Below are 20,843 nucleotides of genomic sequence, written 5' to 3'. Positions count from 1 at the left end.
GGCTCTGCGGCGATCTGTCTCGATTGTTGCCACGTGGCCGTTGTTCGTCATGAGGTCATGTTCTGTCTTGCAGGACGGCGTAACTCGGCTTCTGTGAGCCGGTGGATCGCGCGGGGAGCATGGATCGTGCCATGCTGACGAACGGAAGGGCACGTCGATGAGTTCAGCGACTGACCGAGGCACCAGGCCGTTCCGTTTCGGCATGTACATGATGACCTCCATGTCGAGGAAGGCACTTATCGAGAAGTGCCGTATGGCGGAGGACCTCGGTTATGACGTGATCGGTGTCGCCGATCATCTGACCCTCATGGCTCCGTTTCCTTCGCTCATGTTGGCCGCCGAGGTAACCCAACGACCTCGGTTGACGACGACAGTTCTCAATGCGGGCTTCTACAACCCGGCGTTGCTCGCTCGCGATGCCGCTGGGTTCGATCAGTTGACGGAAGGGCGGTTCGAGCTTGGAATCGGAACAGGCTACGCCAAGATAGATTTCGACACTGCTCAGATCTCGCGGCCGAGTCCGGCACAGCGGGTTGATCATCTCGAACGGCTGGTGGCTGAGACTGGACGGCTACTCGCCGATCCGGATTTCCGGCCGCGACCGTCTCAACCGTCTGGGCCTCCGCTGCTCCTCGCCGGGCACGGCCGCCGCGTATTGGGGATGGCGGCTCGCCACGCCGACATCGTCGGCTTCAGCGGCTTCGCTCCTCGTCATGACCATGACATCCCCGATCTGATCGACAGCGACGGCCTCGCCGATCGGGCAGCCTACGTGCACCACCTATTGCGCGATCGCGATGACGACGTGGAGTTGAACATCAACGTATGGCGCGTCATCGTGACCGGCAACCGCCGCGCGGAGGCCGAGCGTCTGGCCGCCTTGCGTAACCTATCGGCTGACCAGATGCTGAACGTGCCGAGTGTCTTGATAGGAACAGCGCCCCAGATACTCGATCAGCTTGTCGAGTATCGGGAGCGCTTCGGCTTCACCTACGTCACAGTGACTGAGGATGATCTTGAAGCCTTCGGTCGTGTCATCGAGCTTGCTCGTTAGGGATCGACGTCGGTCCAATCGAAGATCACGCCGAGGGTCTTCCCTCGCTGATCCTCGAGCAACTCAAACGCCTCCTGGCACTCGACCGGGGAGAACCGATGCGTGGTGAGCCCGTCCAGGGGAAAACGGCCGGATGCGGCCAGGTGGAAAAACAGCCGGAATATCTCCTGATCGCGGTCCCAGCGCGGGACAGCGAGTGTGTGGCTATCGTGAGCGCCCGTAACGGTCACCCCTCGCCAATGGATGTCTGACGTGACTTGTTGAGCCGTATCAGATGTGGCGGTGCCCAGAATGACTACCCGCCCGTGATCGTCGACGACCTTCAGTGCCTCGGCCAGAACGGCAGGGTTCCCGGTGGAGTCGATGACGATCTCGGGTCGATGTCCGTTGAACGCCTCGACGATGGCATCCGCTCCCTCGGAGACGATGTCGCACACGGTGCCGGTCGCACCGCCCGCTTCGGCCAATGGCAGGCGCTCGGCGAGTGGATCGACGGTCACGACGGACGCACAGCCCGCCGCGGCGGCCCATCGCGTCGCCATCTGCCCAATCGGGCCGGCCCCGATCACCAATGCACGCTTCCCGAGTGAAACTTCGGCCGCGAGTGCCCCGACGAACGCGATCTTCGCCATCGCGAACCAAGCGGCGTGGTCTCCTTCCAACCCAGGAGGCAAGGGCGTGTAGCCGTAGCCGCCCTGCTCTGCGGTGACATGATGCGACGCGTGGCGTCCCCGGATCACCACGCGGTCCCCGACAGCGACGTTCCGCACGTCTGCGCCAATTTCCTCGACCACTCCGACGCACGAGTAGCCCGGGCGATACGGGTACGTGACGAAGTCGGCCCACTTGCTGTCGTCTTTGAACCTTGCGGCGAATTGGATGGTCTCGGTTCCTGTGCTGACCAGGCTTACCGTGGTCCGGATGCGGATGGTCTCCGCCGTCATCGAGTCGAGCTCCACGTCTTCAAGCCGAGCTTCTCTCGGACGCGGAAAGATCACCATTTGCGCCATGCGCAATCCTTTCGGTCGGGATGTGCGTTTGTGGTCTGGGTGGCACGGCGTACCGTCAGGCGACGACGTGGCTCTCCGATAGAGAAGGGAGTTTCAAATCACGCTTGCTGCGGGTAGAGTGGACCAGACAATGGCCTGTCGTCGTCATATACGGTCTGCGCCGAAGCCCTGTTGAGCCATGCCGCTCAGAGGTGCTCTTGACGCCGTACGACGACCTTCGTAGCCTCCATCTTAAACCTACGTTTTTGATTAGCGAAAGCCCTTGTTGGGGCCGTTCTGACTGTTCGAGTCTCCTGGCGTGTGCTGTTGCCGGAGGACGTTCTGAGGGGAGATGAAGCGGTGGGTAGCCTGTCTGCTGACGACAATCGAGACGCCACTACGAAGCGCGATGGGTCGGACCCTGATCTGCCTGTGCCGGATCAGGAAGCCTGGAGGAAACTCGACGACGACGTCCGGAGCGCCTGGGATGCCAAGTTACGGCACGCCACGGAGAACGAGGTCACGGACGCGCAGGGGACTGGCATGCGATTCTTGCCATTTCCATTCGTCACAACCTTTGACGTTGATGGTGACGCTGCCAAGCCGATGTTCGCGTGGGACACCTACTTCGTTGATCGTGCTCTGCTAGCACACGGTCGCCTTGACCTGGTGCGAGATCACATCCGCAACTACCTGTTCATGGTGGACCGGTACGGCTACATGCCCAACATGAACAACGACTCGGGGGTGACCCGTTCGCAGACCCCCGTGTACCCGGACGGCATCTGGCGCTACTACTTGGCCAGCAGCGACATTGACATCTTGTTTCAGGCATACCCGCTGCTCAAGAGGGAGTACCGCGACTATTGGAATGCGCCACATCACCAGACTCCCATCGGTCTGACCACCAACCGTGATCTCGGAGATCAGGGCCTGACGCCACAGATGGCAGCTGAGGCCGAGACAGGGCTGGACTGGACCCCGATCTATACCGGCGACGTCCGGCGTTGTGTGCCGTTGATAACCAACTGTGCCTTGGTGCGATATGCGCGGGTGCTGGAACTGATAGCACGAGAGCTCGGCCGCGACTCGGAAGCGTCGGAGTTCGCCGACGAGGCATCGACACGGACGGAACTGATCCGCAAGTACTGCTGGAGCGAGAAGTTCGGCTTGTTCGTAGAGTACGACTTTGTGTCCGGCTCGCAGCTCAGCTACGTGTCGGGCTGTACGTACTGGCCCATGTGGGCTGGTGTAGCGACGCCGCCGCAGGCGTACTATCTGGCACACAACCTGAAGCTGCTCGAGTGTCGCTACGGGCTAGCTCTGACTGACCACAAGTACGGAGACCCACATCCCAAACCGTCCTCGGCTGACTTAGTAGCCGATCTTCCCAAGGACGCCGTAGGCGGCCTGGATCAGCTGCAGTGGATGTATCCGGCCGGGTGGGCGTGTATGCAGCTCGCAGCTGTCGAGGGCCTGGACATGTACGGCTACCCGCGTTTTGCCCGGCGGATCGCGTCTCGCTTCTTGGCCGCGGTTGTCGAACAGCATGAGAAGACTGGAAAGTTGTGGGAGAAGTACAACGTTCTCGACGGGACCGTGACGCTGCCGAACTCACGCTACGGCAACTCCCCGTACCTGAGCTGGACGGCGGCTGCGGGTGTGCTGCTTGGGCGGCGACTGTTCTCGGAGGAGACTCATTACCTGAGGTCGGAGCGTGAACGGCTCGCGAACACGCCAGCCGCGACTACGCCTGGTCAGGAGGCTGCCGTTTGACCCGTCAACCCATGGATTCGCTGGAACTGCGGCCACGGATGGATTGCATCCCCCGCATCGCCAGGCATGTCGCGCGCAGCGTCGATGGCCCCTATCAGCCGATCGAGCAGACGTGATTCAGAGTAGTGCTGTTCAACCCAGGCCCGAGATTTGAAACGATCCTGTTCGGCCGGCGGATCGGCGACGATCTCGGCCACTTGATCCACTAGCGTGAGGACGTCCGAGTCCGGCAAGGCCAACGTACCGGGCGCGTCGAAGAGTTCGACTCCTCCACCGCTGGGATAGCCGACCACCACGCAGCCAGCAGCCAATGCCTCAGCTATGGGCAGGCCGAAACCTTCCTCTCTACTGAGCCCAATGAAAACAGAGGTCGTACCGAGCTCCGAAGCGGTCTGGACCTCGTTCAATCCCTCGATGGGGGACAGTGTGACACCGTCGAACCGGGAATCGGCTAGGAGCAAGCCGTGGATCAATGCGGCTTCGTTGGGCCGCTTGCGTGGCATCCAAGCAATCTTGGCCCGTCGCGTCTCGGCCGGTCGAAAGAGTTGCAGGTCGATGACGTAAGGGAGGTCGTGGATGCTAGCGAAATCGAGCGCTGGCTGAAGCCGTCCGACAACATGTCGAATCATCAGCGATGACACCCACACAGCCGGCCGGGGCGTCCAACGGGGGTACCTGTCAGGTGAGACGCTAACGAAGGTGAGGAAGTGGTTCTGGTTATAGATGGCTTTCCTGCACCCCGGAGCCGGGTCGACGCCCTCGAACACGAATGCCTCCGGAAGGACGAGTAGATCGGTGCGGTCTAGAGACAAACTCATGCCACGAAGAACGGGTGCTGAGGCGCCGAACCACTCCAATGACACTTGCGCCCCGCAGTGCCAGACCGCTGCATCGTATCCGGCCTTGGTCAGCAACTCGACGTGTCGATAGGACGCCCGGACTCCTCCGATTGGTTGCGGAAAGTCAGGGGCAACATAGATGATCCGATTGGACATGGCACTAAGCTCCTGCTTCGGTGACCTGCTCCTGAGTGCCCAGTTCCGTCGCTTGTCGGCGGGACGCATCCAGCTCGCTGCGGAACCATTCGATCGTGCGGCTCAGACCGTCACGGAGGCTAACCTCCGGCTCCCAGCCCAGAAGCTCCCTGGCTCGCGAAATATCCGGCCTGCGCTGTGTTGGATCGTCCTGTGGAAGTGGGTGGTGAACAATCGCATCTTCCGCGCCGGTTAGCTCGGTAACTGCTCTGGCTAGCTCCAGTATGGTGAGCTCCTGTGGATTGCCGAGATTGACCGGTCCAAGGCGCTCTCGTCGTCGAGCGAAGATCAACAGAGCTCGGACCAGATCGTCGACGTAACAGAAACTCCGCGTCTGCCTGCCGTCACCATGAATGCTCAGCGGTAACCCCCGCAACGACTGATCGATGAAGTTAGATACCACACGGCCGTCCGAAGCTGCCAGTCGGGGACCGTAGGTGTTAAAGATGCGCACGATGCCCGCATCGAGCCGCCCAAGCCTGACGTATGCGGCGATCATGGCCTCGGCGTAACGTTTAGACTCGTCGTATACGCTGCGAGGGCCGATGGGATTGACGTTGCCCCAATAGGACTCCGTCTGCGGGTGCTGCTCGGGTTCTCCGTACACCTCACTGGTCGACGCCTGGATCAAGCGTGCATTGGTCTGAACCGCAAGTTCAATGACGTTGCGCACTCCTATCGAGCCGACCATCAGGGTCTCTAACGGTCGCTCAACGAAGTAACGCGGTGACGCAGAACTCGCGAGGTTAAATATCACATCGAACGGCCCAGCCAGGGGTAGCTCGGAGCAGATATCCGCCTCGACAAAGTCGAGGTTTCCTCCGCCCAGATGCTGCGAGATATTTGCGAGGCTTCCCGATGACAGGTCGTCGACGACCATGACGCGTTGGCCGCGTGAGATCAAGACGTCCACTAGATGAGATCCGATGAACCCGGCTCCGCCTGTCACAAGTGTTTGCATTTCCTCAAGCCTCTCATGGGGATATATAGCTAACCTGCCCCAGTTACGCGCACTGTGCATGGCGACGGCTTCCGGCGGGCGATCGACCGTAGGCGGTAGTCCCGATGGTAGTCCAAGCCGCAGGTAAGCTATCTTGAGACAATGGTTCCACCATGAAGGAAACGCCTGACTTCAGGAAGATGCATGTCATACGGGTGGTGGATCTCCGGGCGACCGGCCTCTTCAAGTCTTTCAACGTGCTCGTCAGGTATCGAGAACTCGAGAGCGGCGATGTTGTCCAAAAGTTGATCGACCGTTCGAGCTCCGACTAGTGTCGAGGCGACGCCTGGTCGACCTGTAATCCAATTGAGCGCTACCTGAGCGGGACTGCGCTCTAGAGCAGAAGCCACATCAAGCAGTGTATCCAGCACATGCCAGTCCGTATCTGAATGTCCGTTCCAGTCCGGCTTTGAGCCAAACGTTTGTACTCGACCTTCCCCCGTCACGCCGTCGGACCCTCGTGCATACTTTCCTGCGAGGAACCCATTGGCCAGCGGAGACCACGGAACTATGGAGACGCCCAAATCGACGGCCGCGGGAACGTGTTCCCGCTCGATATTGCGCTCGACCAGAGAATACTGGAGCTGTAGTGCAGCTAAGGGCTCCCACCCTCGAATTTGGGCTATAGTGTGCGACTTGGCCGCGTACCATGCTGGAACGTCGCTCAATCCGATGGCCCGGACCCTGCCCGCGCGGACGAGCGTATCCAGTGTCGACATTACCTCCTCAGCGGGAGTCAACGTGTCCCATATGTGCAACCAATACAGGTCAATGTAGTCAGTCCGGAGTCGGCGCAGTGACTCGTCGAGCGACGCTATAATGTTCTTACGGCCGTTCCCGCCGGCGTTGGGATCCCGCTGTCGCCTGGGAGCTGTGAACTTCGTTGCGAGTACAAGTTCGTCGCGGTTTCCGGTCTCTTCGATAAACTTACCGAGCAGCGCCTCGCTCGTTCCATCGGCGTAGGCATTGGCCGTATCGACGAAGTTTCCTCCACAGTTGATATAGTGGTGAAAGATCGTTCGGGATACTTCTTCATTAGCGCCCCACTCCCTGTTCCCGAAGGTCATGGTTCCGAGTGCGAGGGGTGATACCCGCATGCCGGTCGAGCCGAGTATGTAGTACTGCCATAGAGGATCTCGTGCCGTCATCTCATACCCTTTCAGGTTGGACTATCCACGCGGTAGTGTCAGCGGGCAGTCGGCTGCCCACCAGCGGCCCACTGGTTATGATTACTTCTCCTCCAGGCAGGGGAACCAAATTTGGGCCAAAGTTCACGACGCAATGCCAACCACCAGGTCGGATAAAATGTAGCTCCCGATGCCGGCTTGCCACCCAATGCAAATCGCCGGGGCCTTCGAGTTTCCTTCGCAAAGCGATCGCCCGCCGATACATGTTCAAGGTTGACGTCGGATCAGCATCCTGCGCTTCAACTGAACAGCGTGAGAACCAATCCGGCTGGGGGAGGTACGCCTCCACCGTACTGAAACCAAACGACGGGCGCGTGCGCGTCCAGGGCAAAGGAACCCTACAGCCATCACGGCCCTTAATCGTACGACCGGAACGCTCGAATATTGGATCCTGTAGAACATGCGCCGGCAGATCACCGACCTCGTGTAAACCGAGCTCCTCTCCCTGATACAGGTACGGTGATCCTGGAAGGGCGAGGATAAACAACGCAGCGGCACGGGCTCGCCGCAGCCCAAGGTCCGTGTCGAGCGGCGGTTCCATTCCGTTGCTCCGCAACCACGCCTTGCCATCCTGGCCCGCACCTAGCGTGCCTTGGGGCAGACCATATCGCGTGGCGTGCCGAACCGAATCGTGATTAGAGATGACCCAGGTTGGCGATGAATTTACAAGCTCAGCTTGGGCAAGATTCTCGTCTATGGCTGCGAGAAACTCGTCCTTGTCCCAATTGGATCTCAGTAAGTCGAAACAAAAAGCTTGTCCCAACCCAGTAGGACTCGCGTAGCGGCTCAGGCGAGAGACGGGAACCTCCGCTTCGGCAATAGCCATGCGTGGTGGGTCGTACTGATTGAAGACCTGACGCCACTCGGTGTAGATCTCTTGCACTTCATCTCGATCCCAGAATAAGTGCGATCCAGGAGGTAGATTGTTAATCTCGGCCATGGATGGCAGCGGAGATGCTATATCCTTCGCGAGACCGTGCGCGACGTCAACGCGAAAGCCATCAACGCCCAGATCTGACCAGAATCGGATCGTTTTGAGGAAATCCTTCCTTACTTCAAGATTTTGCCAGTTTAGATCGGGCTGCGCCGGTGTGAAGAGATGAAGATACCATTGGCCGTCAGATACTCGTGTCCACGCAGGCCCCCCAAGCTTTGACGACCAATCTGAGGGCGCGAGGGAGTTGTCTTCACCGATTCCATCACGGAATATGTACCGATCGCGGGCGGGAGATCCCGGGGGAGACCTGAGCGCTTCACGGAACCATGAATGTCGAACTGAGGTATGGTTCGGAACAATATCGCAAAGCACCTTGATTTCAGCTGCGTGGAGCGATGAAATCAACAAGGCAAATTCTCGGAATCCGCCAAAAGTAGAGTCAACGTCTCGGTAATCATCGACATCGTAGCCACCGTCCGCAAAAGCCGAAGGGTAAAACGGACTGATCCAGATGGCGTCAATGCCGAGCTTCTGCAGGTAGGTAATGCGTGAATGAAGGCCGAGAAGATCGCCTATGCCATCGCTATTGGAATCTGCAAAACTCCTCAGATAGACCTGATACACGACGGCGTGTCGCCACCAGTCGGGGTCGCGCGTACCCGCCGGGTTTGTCGGGCTTGAACAATGCGACAAGGCTGGGCTCCTTTAACGGTCATAGATTTGCCTAGGACTGTCACGAACTAACGGAACCATCTCTCGTGGGTGGCTCGGTGGCGGGCCATCAGGCGAGCCAGCAATAGCCTGATGGACGCCAACGAAGTCATTCCAAGCATAGCGTACAAATGGGACATAGATGGGCGCAATCATGGGGAACACTTACACCAGGGACGCAGCACGGAGACCAGTCCTATCGCCCTTTCCAAAGGATGACGCAAATGGCGGATCCACGCCTTGGGCCGGTGGTGCCTCACCAGCCATTGCGGCGACGCCGGTCAGACATCCGGGCGTATTCGTCTGACGTTCACCAACGACTTCGGTATGATCGGTACGAACCCAACGATGAGTGGCTGGCGAAGGTAAGTCGAGGATGGGGTGCTCGAAACCGCGTGTGCGGTAACGGCGTAGCACGCCAGCTAATGTCCGAGGCCTGAATGCCTTACGGTCACGGTTTCGCCGACGTGAACCAATGGACTCGATATTCAAATTAAGTGCTCTACTAGCTAGGCACCTAGCCTATGGATATACCGACATTCCTGAATTGCAGTTGACTCTGAGGAAACCTTCAACGCGGTCGGTTCGAGCGCGAAGTCCGTTCCCTAAGCTTGGGCTCAACATAGGCGGAGTCTGGGCAAATCAACCGAATCAACAAACCCGGCCGTCAGCGGATCACGCGTGCACTATCGACGAAGCCTGTCGGCCAAATACCTACTGATTGGGGGACGCTGTGTACGGTGTTGACTGGCTGAGGCCCATCAATTGGCACACTCGTAGTTCTATATGCGCATTGGTCGCTGTATTCCTTACGGTAACGGCTTGCGGCGGAGGCGGGGCAGGGCCTCGTGAGAACTCGTCCACTGAGCAGAACGCGAGAGGCGAACTCAGGATCGGACTGTCGTCGGAGCCCGAGCATTTTGCTTGGGGCGACGGCGGTGAAGTAGGTCCGATTGTAAACGGAAACGTTCTAGAACCCTTGCTCGAGAAGCCCGGTAATGGTGAACCTGTCCAGCCCAGATTGGCAGAGTCCTATGAGGTGAGCGACGACCGTCGGTCGGTGACCTTCAAGATCCGTGGGGCCACGTTCCACGACGGTACTGAGGTGTCAGCCGCAGATGTCGTCTATTCGATAGAAATTATGCGTGAAATCGATGACACCTTCTGGTCCGGGCCGTATGAAGGCGTGGAGTCCGTCGATGCGATTGGTGATCGAAGCGTAAGCATCAAGTTGAACGCGCCTACCGCAGAGTCTCTGGTTCAGCTAATGGCAGGCGAGTTGAGTCTCGTAATACCTGAAGGGAGCTACGAGGAACTAAGAGATGGAGAAGCGCCGATCGGAACGGGCCCGTATCGGTTCTCGGAGTGGAAGCCCGGCTCGCATGTCGAAATTTCGCGATTCGCCGATTATTGGGGAGACGCGCCGAACTTCGCTACGGTGACGTGGCAATTTTTTGCGAACAGCACCGCCAGCGCGAACGCTGCTCAGGCCGGAGACGTGGATGTAGCTTACCGCATGAACGAATATGAGTTGGCGGACGTGCTAGATCAGACTGACGGAATAGCGGTAGAGAATGTTGGAGGCGCATTCTATAGCGCAATCTGGCTCAATGGCGCCGAGCCCTTGTTTGAGGACCACCGCATTCGCCAAGCGGTGGCGCACGCGGTTGATCGACAAGCTATTGTGGACGGCGCATACGCGGGCCGCACTGATGCTACGTGCATTCCGCTGGATCCGCCCACGGGCGATGCGATCCCTGATCTCTGTCCGTATGAGTATGATCCTGCGCGTGCACGGGAATTGCTGGAGGAAGCAGGCGTGGACGACTTGCGGCTTGAGTTGAAGATACTTACAGGCGACCAGTTGTCCGCGACGATTGGTGACATACTTATTTCTCAGATGGCCGACGTGGGAATCACGGTCGAAACACGAGCTATGGAAGGTGGATCGTGGTTCGCGGACGTATTTGAGAATAAGGCATACCAACTATCGCTGGTCACCGGGGCCTTTATCTCGGTCGAAGGTATCGTGGGGTGTCCAGCTGTTTGGACGCACGACTGTGTTCCTGATGAGGTGGAAGCCACTGTGAACGACGCAGCGGTAGCGCCGAATCCTGTGACGTGGTCCGAACTCCGTGAAAGGGCCGCTGAGGCCCACGCGGAGTGGGCGCACTGGATTCCCCTTACTCAGACGCCGATTCTTGTTGTTGTACCTGATGACCTTGTGGGCATTAGCCCGCTAGGTACGTCGGGCGATGAGTTTGACCTGAGAAACCTGGGCTGGCGAGATTAGTTGGCGCGATTGCCAACCGGGAGGCTCGTGTCGAGCCGAAAAGTCGTTGCATACTGCGCGAGTGGAGGAGTGAATTCATGCTCCGGTTGACCGCACGGTCATTGATGATGTTCATTGCTTCTGCGTTGGGTGGATCACTTCTCATATTCTTTATGCTAAGAATGTTGAGGGGTGACGTGGCGCTCGTCATGTTGGGCATGAACGCGACACCCGAAGCGCTGGAGAGTCTTCGAGCCGAGCTCAGTTTGAACGAACCCTGGTACGCACAGTACTTGGGGTGGATTAATGGCGTGCTGCGGGGCGACCTTGGAAAGCCCCACTTTGGCGTGTTCGATGTTGCAGACGAAATAGGTAGGCGGCTGGGCCTGACAGTCAGCATCGCGCTAATATCGCTCGTAGTATCGGCCATGGTGGCACTCTTTGCGGGCGTATACGCTGCGGTCTACGCAGATCGTCGACGCGGTGTTATTGTCGATATGCTCGCTCAAGTGGCGGTGGCGATGCCGAGTTTCTGGGTCGGGATACTTCTGGTTGGCCTCCTGTCGGTTAAACTCGGATGGCTCCCTTCTGGCGGCTATGTGCCCTGGGCGATAAACCCATGGCACGCTGCACAATCGCTTGTACTTCCCGTGACCGCGGTATCAATATCTCTCGCCGGAGCGTTGGCACGATACGTTAGATCGACTATGCTTGAAGTTTTGAGTGAAGATTATTTGAAGACGGCTGTGGCAAAAGGAAGAACGTATCGACAAGCAATTGTGATACATGGCATACGAAATGCATCGGTCCCCCTGGTAACGGTCGGCACATTAACACTCGGAGGTCTGCTGACGGGCGTGGTCGTAGTCGAAGTAGTGTTCTCACTGCCGGGGATGGGGCGGATGTTGCTAGACGCAGTGTTCGCGCGTGAGGTTGTCGTAGTACAGTCAGTTACTTTTGTGTTTCTTGCACTGATATTGATGCTGAACTTCGCTATGGATATCGCCTACGGCTTTCTGGACCCAAGGATACGTGACGCTCGAAAGGGGACTTAGTACTTCCGGCGGATACGTATAGACGGTCGAGGTTCGTGGGACCGGATGCTGACTCCGAGGATATGTATTAGGAGGTGACCGAAGGTGCGTCGACTACGCGGGTCAATTCCTGCTCCGTTGATAGCAGGGGCTATAATTGTTGTATTATTGACACTTATTGCGACGCTATCGATCGCGTGGACGCCCTATAACCCGGATTCAATAGACACCTCCAAACGGCTGTTGGCTCCGGGGGCTAGAGGGCACATCTTAGGAACAGATCGATTGGGCCGGGACACGGCCAGTGCCCTTATGAGGGGGGCGCAAACGTCGTTGCTGGTGAGTGGAACTGCGGCATTAGGCGGAATGGCGATTGGGAGCACCCTCGGCCTGATGGCGGCCGGCTCCAGACCAGTTGTTCGGGATGTGATTAGTCGTATCACAGATGTCGGCATCGCGCTCCCCGGACTGCTGGTTGCGCTTATTCTCGGGACGGTCTTTGGCGTTGGTAGGGATACGGTGATAATTGCGCTCCTGGTTGGTTTTGTACCTTGGGCAGCACGGGTTACGATTGGCCCGGCTCGACAGGTACTCTCGAGGGAGTATGTCGAGGCGGCGTTTGCGTATGGCCGTAGCACTTGGTTTGTGCTTATTCGGCATGTCGCCCCGAACATTGGCTCTCTGATTATCGTGCAGACAGCAGTGATGTTTGCAGTGGGAATACTTGCCGAGGCGGGACTGTCTTACCTGGGCCTTGGATCGCAATCGCCGACTGGCTCGTGGGGGCGATTTCTGAACGAAGCTCAACCCCTCATTGATCGTGCTCCGGCGCTTATATTGTTTCCTGGGTTCGCAATAACACTTGCTGTCATGGGATTCATGCTAATGGGAAATGGTGTGCAGGCACTCATGGATCCTCATAGGAAGGGAATAGAACTCGATGCAAACGCCAGTCGGCCGTAGATGGATATAGCCAAGAGCGAGGCACCTGGTGTTGGAAGCATATAAGGAGAGCGGCTATGAAGCGACTGCATTATGAGGGCCAAGGCGCCGTTGTACTTGAGGAGGTACCTACTCCAGTACCGGGTCCGGGAGAGGCATTGGTGCGTATCGAGGCGTCGGCAGTTTGTGGATCCGAGAGACAGGCTTTGCTAGCTGGGCACAGGAGCAACGGAGGGCACGAGGCTTGTGGCGTCGTAGCAGAGCCGGCATCGTCGACGTTCAGCGTTGGCGACCGGGTGGGGCTGGCTGCTGTGATTGGATGTGGCTTCTGCGAACGTTGTCGGGCGGGTCGTGAAATTCACTGCCGGGGAATATCTGGAGTCGAGGGCGGATGGCATGCGGAGTACGCGGTGGTGCCTGAGAGGGCATTACGAAGGGTTCCCAAGGGTTTGGGTCCAGAAATTGGCGTGCTGTTGACGGGAGATGGCCTTGGGGTGCCAGCACGCGCGTTCCGCAGAGTGCCCTCAAATGAGGGAGATAGGGTACTAGTCATAGGGCTCGGCCCTATAGGTCTTGGGCACGCGATGTTACGTGCGTTCTTGGGCGCCGAGGTTGTTGCGATAGAACCCCATCAATATCGTCGAGAGCTGGCTAACGCGCTGGGCGCCACGCGGGTGATAGGCCCAGGGGGAGAAATTGGCGATGCGCCCATGATCGTCGTAGAGTGTAGCGGCAGACCGGATTGTGTTCGGTTAGCGTTCGATCTCGTGGATTACGGTGGCACGGTTATTGAGTCTGCCGGTTGCGATGTGGATGTGCCACTAAACCCATCGAAGATGATAGTGGATCGCGAAATCACTTATACAGGGAGCTTCTATTATTCATCCGAGGATTTTGCGTATATGTGTGAGCTTGTTAGCAATGGCTTGGCGTTAGAGTCCCTATGTAGCCACCTCGTAAAGCCGCATGAAGCTGAAGGTGCAATCCGCGACTTTCTGGACGGAAACTCCGGTAAAGTTATTATTACGTGGCCGTGAAGGAGTTGTTACGTTGAGTGCGATAGGGGAAAGGCGCAGCGGTCAGCGGCGGATAAACTAATCCCCTAGCGCAACCCTGCATTGTGGGCATAAATTCGAGAAAGTGACCAGTCGAACGTTTCCAGTTTAGGGAGAAATACGATGCGCGTTGGGTGTTCGACAATACCGTTGGCGCCTCTACCGGTTGAAGATGCATTGAAGACGATCGCATCACTTGACTTCGAGGTTGTCGACATAGCGGCAGTGCCCACGCTATTCGATCACATACGAACCATTGACCCGCCTCCGAATCAGGCCAAGCGGCTGGCAACGCTGGTGAGCGATCTGGGATTGGATGTTAACTCGGTAATATCCGTGTTGTGGGCACCCGATGCATGGGATGATCTAGATGAGCTACGTAGGCGCTCGGTGATCGCGGCCGACGCCGCCGCGGCAGTCGAGGCGAAAAGCTGGATCGTCGAGGCCGGAGTTTGGCGCCCTTCCGAGACGCGGACCGTAGCGATCGAACGTTTTAAGCGGACAATCGCGATGCAATACGGTGTGGCGTCAGAGCGTAGCTTGCGTCTGGTGGTAGAGGCTCCCCATGGCGGTACGCTTGCTGAGGACTACGACGGGATGGTCGAAATACTTGGGGCTGCTGCAGATGTTGGTGCAGAAGTTGGCCTGGATGTCGACCTAAGGCCTGCGTTGACGTGTGGCGTGCCGACGGTACAGATTCTTGACGTGTATTTCGATGTGCTAGCTCACATCGCGGTTGCGGATGCTGTGTCGTCGGGGGCTGGATTTGTGAAGCTGGGCGATGGAGAAGTTGATGTTCGTGCGGCTGTGAACGCGCTGATGGAGAAAGGTTATGACGGTGACCTAATGTTAGAACTGGAGCTCGGAGATCGGTTGGTAGATGAGAGAATCACTTTGATCGAGCATGATCGGAATTATCTGAGAAATCTCGTGGCAGAAGCGTCAGTTCTTTAACCTTAGCTCATGGGTGAAATACATGTGGAGCCAGGTGGTGAGTTTGAAGTGTTGAGGGTTGGTTTCATAGGTGCGGGCGCGCATGCTATGCAGTCCATATATCCAAGCCTGCGTTATGGGCCGATTGAACTGGTTGCTGTAGCAGATATAGCTCGAGATCGTGCTGACCGGTGCGCGTACCTCTACGGAGCAAGCGAGACTTATTACGATCATGAGCAGTTGCTGGAGAAGGCCGATGTTGACGCGGTATTTGTGGTGGGTCCTGCTGCGATGCATTATTCCGTTGGAATCGATGTAGTTGAGGCAGGTAAGCATCTTTTTGTAGAGAAGCCGCCGGCGGTTGGTCTGACTCAGGCTATGGAGATGAAAGAGTCAGCCGAACAAGCCGGCGTTAGTATTATGGTTGGTTTTATGAAGAGATTTGCCGCAGCATACCAGCGCGTCCGAGAGATCATAGCGCAGCCTGATTTTGGTGCTCGCCTTGTGCAATTGAACTACGCACACTGGGTAGTAGATGATTGGCATGAGAATGTGGGTTATGGGATTCATCCCGTAGATCTGGCGAGATACTTTCTTGGTGATGTCACCGACGGAACAGTTAATCGTCGGCACTTTGATGACGGCTCCGTGCTTACTGTTGAACTTTATCACGTGGATGGTGGCACGACCCAGTTGAATCTATCGTCATGCGCGCCTGGTGTAAAGGAGTCCGTCAATGTCTTTGGCGCCTCTGAATTGGTTGAAGTTCGGAATCTGACGCATTTGAGGAGATTCCATCGTGCGCCTTCGATGGAAGCATGGTCGGCACTCAGTGAGAAGGAGACGATGAGTTCTGTTTGGGAACCGGAGTTTACGATTCCAGTGGCCTCGCACAGCAACCTGGTTATTCAGGGATATGCGGGCGAGGTCCGCTATTTCTCGGAGAGAATCATTGAGGGGAAGTCGGTGACGCCAAGCATAGACGATGCGATTGAGACCATGAGAATCCTTGACGCGATTGAAAATGCGCCAATCGGAAAGAGCGACATTAGTTTTCGAATATAGATTCGAGATAACTTAGCGTTGGCGAGATAGGATCTTTTAAGCCACTGGCTTGGGGCATTTGTGGTCGAGCTGAGGCGAGCGTTAAAGATTTGTAGCTGGTTGTTGATGTCGAGGCGTGAAGGACAGCGTCATTGGCGGGTGCGCTACGACCACTGCAAAATTACCTTTCCAGTCTGGCGGTCTAGAAAGTCGTCAATAGACTGTTGGGCCCTCTGTGCCGTTACATAGTGCGTGCATATGGGTCGAATAGGGGCGCCGCTAGTTGCTATCCGTAACATTTCGTCGTAATTTTCAGATGCGTAGTAGAACACGCCCGTATGAGTGATTTCACGTCGAACAAAGTGATCTGAGGAAGGTAGACGGAGTTCGGTGCTGCATCCGGCCGATTCAATGACGGTTCCGCCGTCTGCTACGCTTTCTAAAGCGTCGATTATCTGTTCGGCGCGGCCGCTGCATTCGATCACAAGACTTGGTTTACTACGGAGATGTTGCGGGGATCGGAGGACTTCGGAGGCACCGAGTTTCAAGGCGAGGCGCTGTCGGATTTCTGGGCCCCCGAGTGCGATAACGTTGGCACCGGAGTGGGCACGTAGGGCAATGTGGCCAAGTCCTGTGGGCCCGAGGCCAACAACGAGGACGGTTTCGCCGGGCGAAGACGGTGCTCGGCTGAGGGCGCGTGTGGGGAGGCCAAGAGTGTCGCCTGTAATAAGGACGCCGATGTCGGGCGGCGTGCCGGGTGGAAGGCGTCGGAGTGCGGCGAGGGGTAAGGCGACGAATTCGGAGTGCCAATCGCTGCTAACACTCGCAGTTGGACAGTGGATTTCTTGGCCGGATCGGCAACGTGTGCATTTTCGACAGCTCTGTATGGCGTATAGGCCGACGCGCTGGCCGCGTTCGAAGGACGGAGTTGTTGGTGACACCACGATTCCGCACGCTTCGTGGCCCGTATTTCCTGGATAGCCATGGATAAGGGCCTGGCGTTCGGATCCACATATCGCGGACGCCTCGATTTGTATCAGCGCATATCCCGGTGGGCAATCGGGTTTTGGCACGTCTTGTAGTTCTACCTGCCCTTTGCCTTTGTATATGAGAGTCTTCAATTCGCGGTTCCTCGTTGTTGGCGCGGACACGTGAGGCCCAGAGGTGGCGGCGGTGACTTCTATCTGGTGATCATTGTTCCTGATTAAACTAGTCATCTGTGAGGGGGCCGTTTTCGGAACGCTTAATTCTGGGGTTCGGTGGATCGCTGAAGGCGCAGGAATGTTCGGATCGGATCGTATCGATCCAATGTTTCACGAGCCTGGTGTATGAATGGAGTTCGCTGTGTTGGGAGTGCGTGATCTGTCGGTGCGTATCGGAAGGCATGAGATCGTGTCGATCGATGAGTTGGATTTGCCGGCCGGGCGACGGTTGGGCTTAGTCGGTGAGTCCGGATCGGGTAAGACGATGACAGCGATGAGCCTAGCCGGACTCGCGCCGGCGGAGGCGCGGCAGTGCGGCTCGATCGTGCTCGACGGGCATGAGCTGGTTGGACTAGGCGATAAACAGCTTGCCCGGGTCCGGGGTGCACAGATGGGAGTGATATTTCAAGATCCGTTGCGGGCGTTGAACCCGACGATGCGGATCGGGCGGCAGATCGACGAGGCCGTGCGGCTGCATGCCAACCTCTCTCGCGCCGAGCGGCGAGAGCGCGTGCTGGAGTTGATGAGCCATGTGCAGTTGTCTGAGCCGGAGCGGCTCGTGCGTCGTTATCCGCATCAGCTCTCTGGTGGTCAGCGGCAGCGCGTGCTGATCGCGATGGCCATCGCCTCTGGTCCCAGGCTATTGATCGCGGACGAGCCAACTACAGCGTTGGATGTGACCGTACAGAAAGAGATCCTCGGGCTGCTGGTACGCCTGAGCGAAGAGCGGCAGATGGCGTTGTTGTTCGTCAGCCACGACCTCGGGGTGGTGCGGGCGGTGTGTGAGTACGTTGCGGTGCTCTACGGCGGGCGGCTGGTCGAGACTGGGCCGGTGCGCACGGTGATCCATCGGCCGCGGCACCGCTACACAGAGGCGTTGATTGGCGCCAACCCCGGCCACGCCTCCGCCGACGACCTCGCGGCGGTGAACGGGCGGCAGTTGACCGCCATCCCCGGCGTGGTGCCCTCGATCGATGCGTTTCCCATCGGATGCCGTTTCCGGGACCGCTGCGCGCACGCGGTAGCAGCCTGCGCCGACGATCCGCCGATGGAACGGCTGGCCGGCGAGCACCGGTTCGCCTGTTTCAACCCCACCATCGCCGCGAAGGAATGGGAGCTCGATGGTAATGCTCGTTGAAGCCCACGACCTGTGGTTCCGCTACGGTAAGGAATGGACGCTGGCCGAGCTCGAGCTGAGTGTTGAGTCGTCGGCCACGCTCGGAATCGTGGGCGAATCCGGATCTGGTAAATCCACCCTGGTCCGCCTGCTATGCGGGCTGATCACCGGAGCATCGGGCACGGCCCGCTACGACGGCCGAGACATCACCGAATGGTTGCGCCGAGACGCTAAACAGTTCCGCCGGCACAACCAGATCGTCTTCCAGAACCCGGCTAGCTCACTGGACCCCCGGATGCGGATTCGCACCTCGTTGACTGAACCGGTCAAGGCGTTGGAACGCCGCGTCCCGACACTGCAAGAGATCGAACAGTGGCTCGCCCTTGTCGGGCTAGGCTCGGACGTGCTCGCCCGTTACCCACATCAGCTCTCCGGCGGCCAGCTCCAGCGCATCGCGATTGCCCGGGCGCTCAGTGTCAACCCGACCGTCCTCTACGCCGACGAACCCACCAGTGCCCTCGACGTCTCTGTGCAAGCCCAGGTCCTCAACCTCCTGATGAACCTCCGCCAACGCCTTGGACTCACCCTAGTCATGGTCTCCCACGATCTCGCCATCGTAGGACGTATGAGCGAACAGATGATCGTCATGAAGAGCGGACGCATCGTCGAATCCGGTCCCACCCTCAACGTCATGCACAATCCCCAGTCCGACTACACTCGCACCCTAATCGAAGCCGCACAAGCCGTCAGCCTCCCAACAACGGGCGTGTATGAAAATCGCCTTGCGAACACAAGAAGCGGCCACGCAACTAGTTAATAATTGATTCAATTATTCTCACTGCCCCATCGGCACCCTCTTCTGCTTGAACATGTCGGCGCAGCCTTTCAGCGTGCATGAAGATAGAATTGTCTTCTAGTGCCTCTCGTACGACTTTCGCAAGCTTCTGAGGGGTTAATGCATGCTGGGGTAACGGGTCTGGCGCGACTCCTAAATCATGCAGGCGTCGAGCATAAAAGAACTGGTCTTCAATGAAGGGCATTACTACTTGAGGGATGCCTGCCCGTAGCGCCGCGCTTACGGTTCCGACACCTCCGTGATGAGCAGCCAGCCTAACTCGAGGAAATAGCCATTCCAGAGGTACATCGTCAACAAATAGTATTCGATTATCAGTTTGTTCTGTACGTCTTATTCCACCCCAACCGACGGTCAGTATTGCACGAATGTTCAGTGTACCAATGGCCTTGAGTATAGCTCTTGTCGTGCCCTCTGGGTCAGTGCCGACCATACTGCCAAATCCGATGTAAATGGGTGCGTCCTCACCGTTGGCCAGAAAGTCTAAGAGCTCTTCTGATGGCTGCCAAGAAGATGGAACTCCGGCCACCCAAAAACCCGTTGCGTGAACCCAAGGCGGGTAATCACGGGGCGGGGGCATTATGCAGGAACTGAGAGCCTGCAAAGTAGTTATCCGCGTCCCGGCGGTTCTACTAGAATGGCTGCCATGGAATGGTCGTCGCGGAAACGAAAGCCGTTTCCGGCGCCACTTGGAAACTGCACGCCGATTCAATATTTCGAATAGAATTCTGCTAGAAGTCATGTGTGAGAGTGTGTATGAGAGGCGATTAAAGCGCTTCGGAATTCGATACGGAAAGAGAGGGTCGGGAAATGATCGCGTCGGAACTCGGGTTGGGCAGATGCAAACTTGAATGGGACGTATTCCGAGCCACTCCGCAATATCAAATCCGCCCGGCGTATCGGCTCTATAGACGACCGCGTCTATGCCGGGTTCGGCGGCGTTCTCAATACCCTCTAATACCTGACTAACTTGCCTTGAATAGTATTGAATCAACCGAACCGACGCTCTCGCCTTGGCTAGTATGTTATTTTCGAAGGGCGGTGCCTTGCGCTCGGTTATTATGTTCATGATGCCATCATCCAATGGGTGAATGGAAAGACCATGTTCGCGCGAGAGCGGTTGAGACGAAGCAGATGCGGCCAATATGGTCGAGTGTCCGTGCTTCTCAAGTGCTTTCGCAAGCGCTATGAATGGCTGGACATCACCTCGACTTCCCGTAGTGATCATCAAGACCTTCATTGTGAGCGCGACACTCCTCGAGTATGTGGACCATCCCCAGCTGCGGATATCATTGTGTCTATATTGTCAGGCGCAATGCGTGCGCTGAAGGGGCTTGTTTAAGCCCATGAGACGGAACGCGCTCCAGAAAGCTAACGCAGGGATGAGAGTTGCACGGTTCGCTCTGACGTGATGGGACACCCCAAGGTTGGTGTCGTGTTTTTCCTCTGCTATCGATTGGTGCCCAGGTCAGTATATATCTTGCTCGAATGGTTGACGAGGAGGAGGCTGAGATAGGAGCGATTGGCGCGCCTACGCGAGCGCTATTCGACGATACTCACCGCGCACGACGGAGAATGATTTCTACGCCGAGCCCGGGCCAATCATTCTTGCTGTGCAACCCAGACTGCCAGAACTCGCGACATACCTTCCCGCGCATGCCCGTTCGGTGGTCTAGGCGTGGGACGCCTCAGATTGCCCTCAC

At 57.5% G+C, this 20,843-nt stretch carries 17 protein-coding genes; 10 read left to right on the top strand and 7 right to left on the bottom strand.

Annotated features, from left to right (window positions below; genetic code table 11):
* Positions 1 to 202 precede the first annotated feature (202 nt).
* Positions 203 to 1,054, top strand: a complete 852-nt coding sequence (locus G1H10_RS27485; protein WP_216853714.1) for a TIGR03621 family F420-dependent LLM class oxidoreductase — start codon at positions 203 to 205, stop codon at positions 1,052 to 1,054.
* Here the strand turns inward: G1H10_RS27485 and G1H10_RS27480 are convergent.
* Positions 1,051 to 2,064, bottom strand: coding sequence for a zinc-dependent alcohol dehydrogenase (locus G1H10_RS27480; RefSeq protein ID WP_163744004.1), 1,014 nt, complete (start codon positions 2,062 to 2,064; stop codon positions 1,051 to 1,053). The genes G1H10_RS27485 and G1H10_RS27480 overlap by 4 nt on opposite strands.
* A gap of 300 nt (positions 2,065 to 2,364) precedes the next feature.
* On the opposite strand from G1H10_RS27480, the gene G1H10_RS27475 reads away from it, so the two are divergent.
* Complete coding sequence (locus G1H10_RS27475; RefSeq protein WP_163744002.1) at positions 2,365 to 3,819, top strand: trehalase family glycosidase; 1,455 nt, start codon at positions 2,365 to 2,367, stop codon at positions 3,817 to 3,819.
* Here G1H10_RS27475 and G1H10_RS27470 read toward each other — a convergent pair.
* The 4 genes from G1H10_RS27470 to G1H10_RS27455 form a co-directional block, all read right to left on the bottom strand.
* A complete protein-coding gene (locus G1H10_RS27470; RefSeq protein ID WP_163744000.1) occupies positions 3,801 to 4,814 on the bottom strand; it encodes a glycosyltransferase in 1,014 nt (337 codons plus the stop codon). The two genes, G1H10_RS27475 and G1H10_RS27470, sit on opposite strands and share 19 nt — an antisense overlap.
* Positions 4,815 to 4,818: 4 nt before the next feature.
* Complete coding sequence (locus G1H10_RS27465) at positions 4,819 to 5,814, bottom strand: UDP-glucuronic acid decarboxylase family protein (protein ID WP_163743998.1); 996 nt, start codon at positions 5,812 to 5,814, stop codon at positions 4,819 to 4,821.
* 128 nt (positions 5,815 to 5,942) lie between these two features.
* A complete protein-coding gene (locus G1H10_RS27460) occupies positions 5,943 to 7,001 on the bottom strand; it encodes an aldo/keto reductase (protein ID WP_163743996.1) in 1,059 nt (352 codons plus the stop codon).
* Between the two features lies 1 nt (position 7,002).
* Positions 7,003 to 8,601, bottom strand: coding sequence for a glycoside hydrolase family 13 protein (locus G1H10_RS27455; RefSeq protein WP_216853712.1), 1,599 nt, complete (start codon positions 8,599 to 8,601; stop codon positions 7,003 to 7,005).
* Positions 8,602 to 9,421: 820 nt separating this feature from the next.
* Between G1H10_RS27455 and G1H10_RS27450 the strand changes: the two genes are divergently transcribed.
* The 6 genes from G1H10_RS27450 to G1H10_RS27425 all read left to right on the top strand — a co-directional run bounded on the left by G1H10_RS27450 (position 9,422) and on the right by G1H10_RS27425 (position 15,989).
* Complete coding sequence (locus G1H10_RS27450; RefSeq protein WP_312856648.1) at positions 9,422 to 10,981, top strand: ABC transporter substrate-binding protein; 1,560 nt, start codon at positions 9,422 to 9,424, stop codon at positions 10,979 to 10,981.
* Positions 10,982 to 11,058: 77 nt separating this feature from the next.
* On the top strand, positions 11,059 to 12,015 hold the full coding sequence (locus G1H10_RS27445) for an ABC transporter permease (RefSeq protein WP_163743990.1): 957 nt from the start codon (positions 11,059 to 11,061) through the stop codon (positions 12,013 to 12,015).
* Between the two features lie 291 nt (positions 12,016 to 12,306).
* Positions 12,307 to 12,957 (top strand): ABC transporter permease, encoded by a 651-nt coding sequence (locus G1H10_RS27440; RefSeq protein WP_312856647.1) that lies wholly within the window; start codon positions 12,307 to 12,309, stop codon positions 12,955 to 12,957.
* Positions 12,958 to 13,013: 56 nt separating this feature from the next.
* Positions 13,014 to 13,973, top strand: coding sequence for a zinc-dependent alcohol dehydrogenase (locus G1H10_RS35180; RefSeq protein WP_163743986.1), 960 nt, complete (start codon positions 13,014 to 13,016; stop codon positions 13,971 to 13,973).
* A gap of 195 nt (positions 13,974 to 14,168) precedes the next feature.
* Positions 14,169 to 14,945, top strand: coding sequence for a sugar phosphate isomerase/epimerase family protein (locus tag G1H10_RS27430; RefSeq protein WP_163743984.1), 777 nt, complete (start codon positions 14,169 to 14,171; stop codon positions 14,943 to 14,945).
* 9 nt (positions 14,946 to 14,954) lie between these two features.
* Positions 14,955 to 15,989 carry a Gfo/Idh/MocA family protein gene (locus G1H10_RS27425; protein ID WP_163743982.1) on the top strand — a complete coding sequence of 345 codons (1,035 nt, stop codon included), beginning with the start codon at positions 14,955 to 14,957 and terminating at the stop codon, positions 15,987 to 15,989.
* A gap of 143 nt (positions 15,990 to 16,132) precedes the next feature.
* Here the strand turns inward: G1H10_RS27425 and G1H10_RS35175 are convergent, their stop codons facing one another.
* A complete protein-coding gene (locus tag G1H10_RS35175; protein ID WP_376778668.1) occupies positions 16,133 to 17,185 on the bottom strand; it encodes a zinc-dependent alcohol dehydrogenase in 1,053 nt (350 codons plus the stop codon).
* A gap of 115 nt (positions 17,186 to 17,300) precedes the next feature.
* Between G1H10_RS35175 and G1H10_RS27415 the strand changes: the two genes are divergently transcribed.
* Positions 17,301 to 18,308, top strand: coding sequence for an ABC transporter ATP-binding protein (locus G1H10_RS27415; protein WP_281354432.1), 1,008 nt, complete (start codon positions 17,301 to 17,303; stop codon positions 18,306 to 18,308).
* Positions 18,292 to 19,104 (top strand): ABC transporter ATP-binding protein, encoded by an 813-nt coding sequence (locus tag G1H10_RS27410; RefSeq protein ID WP_163743977.1) that lies wholly within the window; start codon positions 18,292 to 18,294, stop codon positions 19,102 to 19,104. The genes G1H10_RS27415 and G1H10_RS27410 overlap by 17 nt, the downstream gene beginning before the upstream one ends.
* Here G1H10_RS27410 and G1H10_RS35285 read toward each other — a convergent pair.
* A complete protein-coding gene (locus G1H10_RS35285) occupies positions 19,097 to 20,368 on the bottom strand; it encodes a glycosyltransferase (RefSeq protein ID WP_512700326.1) in 1,272 nt (423 codons plus the stop codon). The two genes, G1H10_RS27410 and G1H10_RS35285, sit on opposite strands and share 8 nt — an antisense overlap.
* Between the last annotated feature and the right edge of the window lie 475 nt (positions 20,369 to 20,843).

Source organism: Phytoactinopolyspora halotolerans (assembly GCF_010550675.1).
In the GTDB taxonomy this organism is placed as follows: Bacteria; Actinomycetota; Actinomycetes; order Jiangellales; family Jiangellaceae; genus Phytoactinopolyspora; species Phytoactinopolyspora halotolerans.
Note: the sequence above shows the minus strand (reverse complement) of the source record. Positions and strands in the feature narration are given on the sequence as shown.

Coding starts and splice junctions, on each gene's coding strand:
- G1H10_RS27410 (WP_163743977.1), top strand. CDS start 18,292: ATGGTAATGCTCGTTGAAGCCCACGACCTGTGGTTCCGCTACGGTAAG.
- G1H10_RS27485 (WP_216853714.1), top strand. CDS start 203: ATGTACATGATGACCTCCATGTCGAGGAAGGCACTTATCGAGAAGTGC.
- G1H10_RS35285 (WP_512700326.1), bottom strand. CDS start 20,368: ATGATCACTACGGGAAGTCGAGGTGATGTCCAGCCATTCATAGCGCTT.
- G1H10_RS27470 (WP_163744000.1), bottom strand. CDS start 4,814: ATGTCCAATCGGATCATCTATGTTGCCCCTGACTTTCCGCAACCAATC.
- G1H10_RS27465 (WP_163743998.1), bottom strand. CDS start 5,814: ATGCAAACACTTGTGACAGGCGGAGCCGGGTTCATCGGATCTCATCTA.
- G1H10_RS27415 (WP_281354432.1), top strand. CDS start 17,301: ATGGAGTTCGCTGTGTTGGGAGTGCGTGATCTGTCGGTGCGTATCGGA.
- G1H10_RS27480 (WP_163744004.1), bottom strand. CDS start 2,064: ATGGCGCAAATGGTGATCTTTCCGCGTCCGAGAGAAGCTCGGCTTGAA.
- G1H10_RS35175 (WP_376778668.1), bottom strand. CDS start 17,185: ATGACTAGTTTAATCAGGAACAATGATCACCAGATAGAAGTCACCGCC.
- G1H10_RS27440 (WP_312856647.1), top strand. CDS start 12,307: ATGAGGGGGGCGCAAACGTCGTTGCTGGTGAGTGGAACTGCGGCATTA.
- G1H10_RS35180 (WP_163743986.1), top strand. CDS start 13,014: ATGAAGCGACTGCATTATGAGGGCCAAGGCGCCGTTGTACTTGAGGAG.
- G1H10_RS27445 (WP_163743990.1), top strand. CDS start 11,059: ATGCTCCGGTTGACCGCACGGTCATTGATGATGTTCATTGCTTCTGCG.
- G1H10_RS27460 (WP_163743996.1), bottom strand. CDS start 7,001: ATGACGGCACGAGATCCTCTATGGCAGTACTACATACTCGGCTCGACC.
- G1H10_RS27425 (WP_163743982.1), top strand. CDS start 14,955: ATGGGTGAAATACATGTGGAGCCAGGTGGTGAGTTTGAAGTGTTGAGG.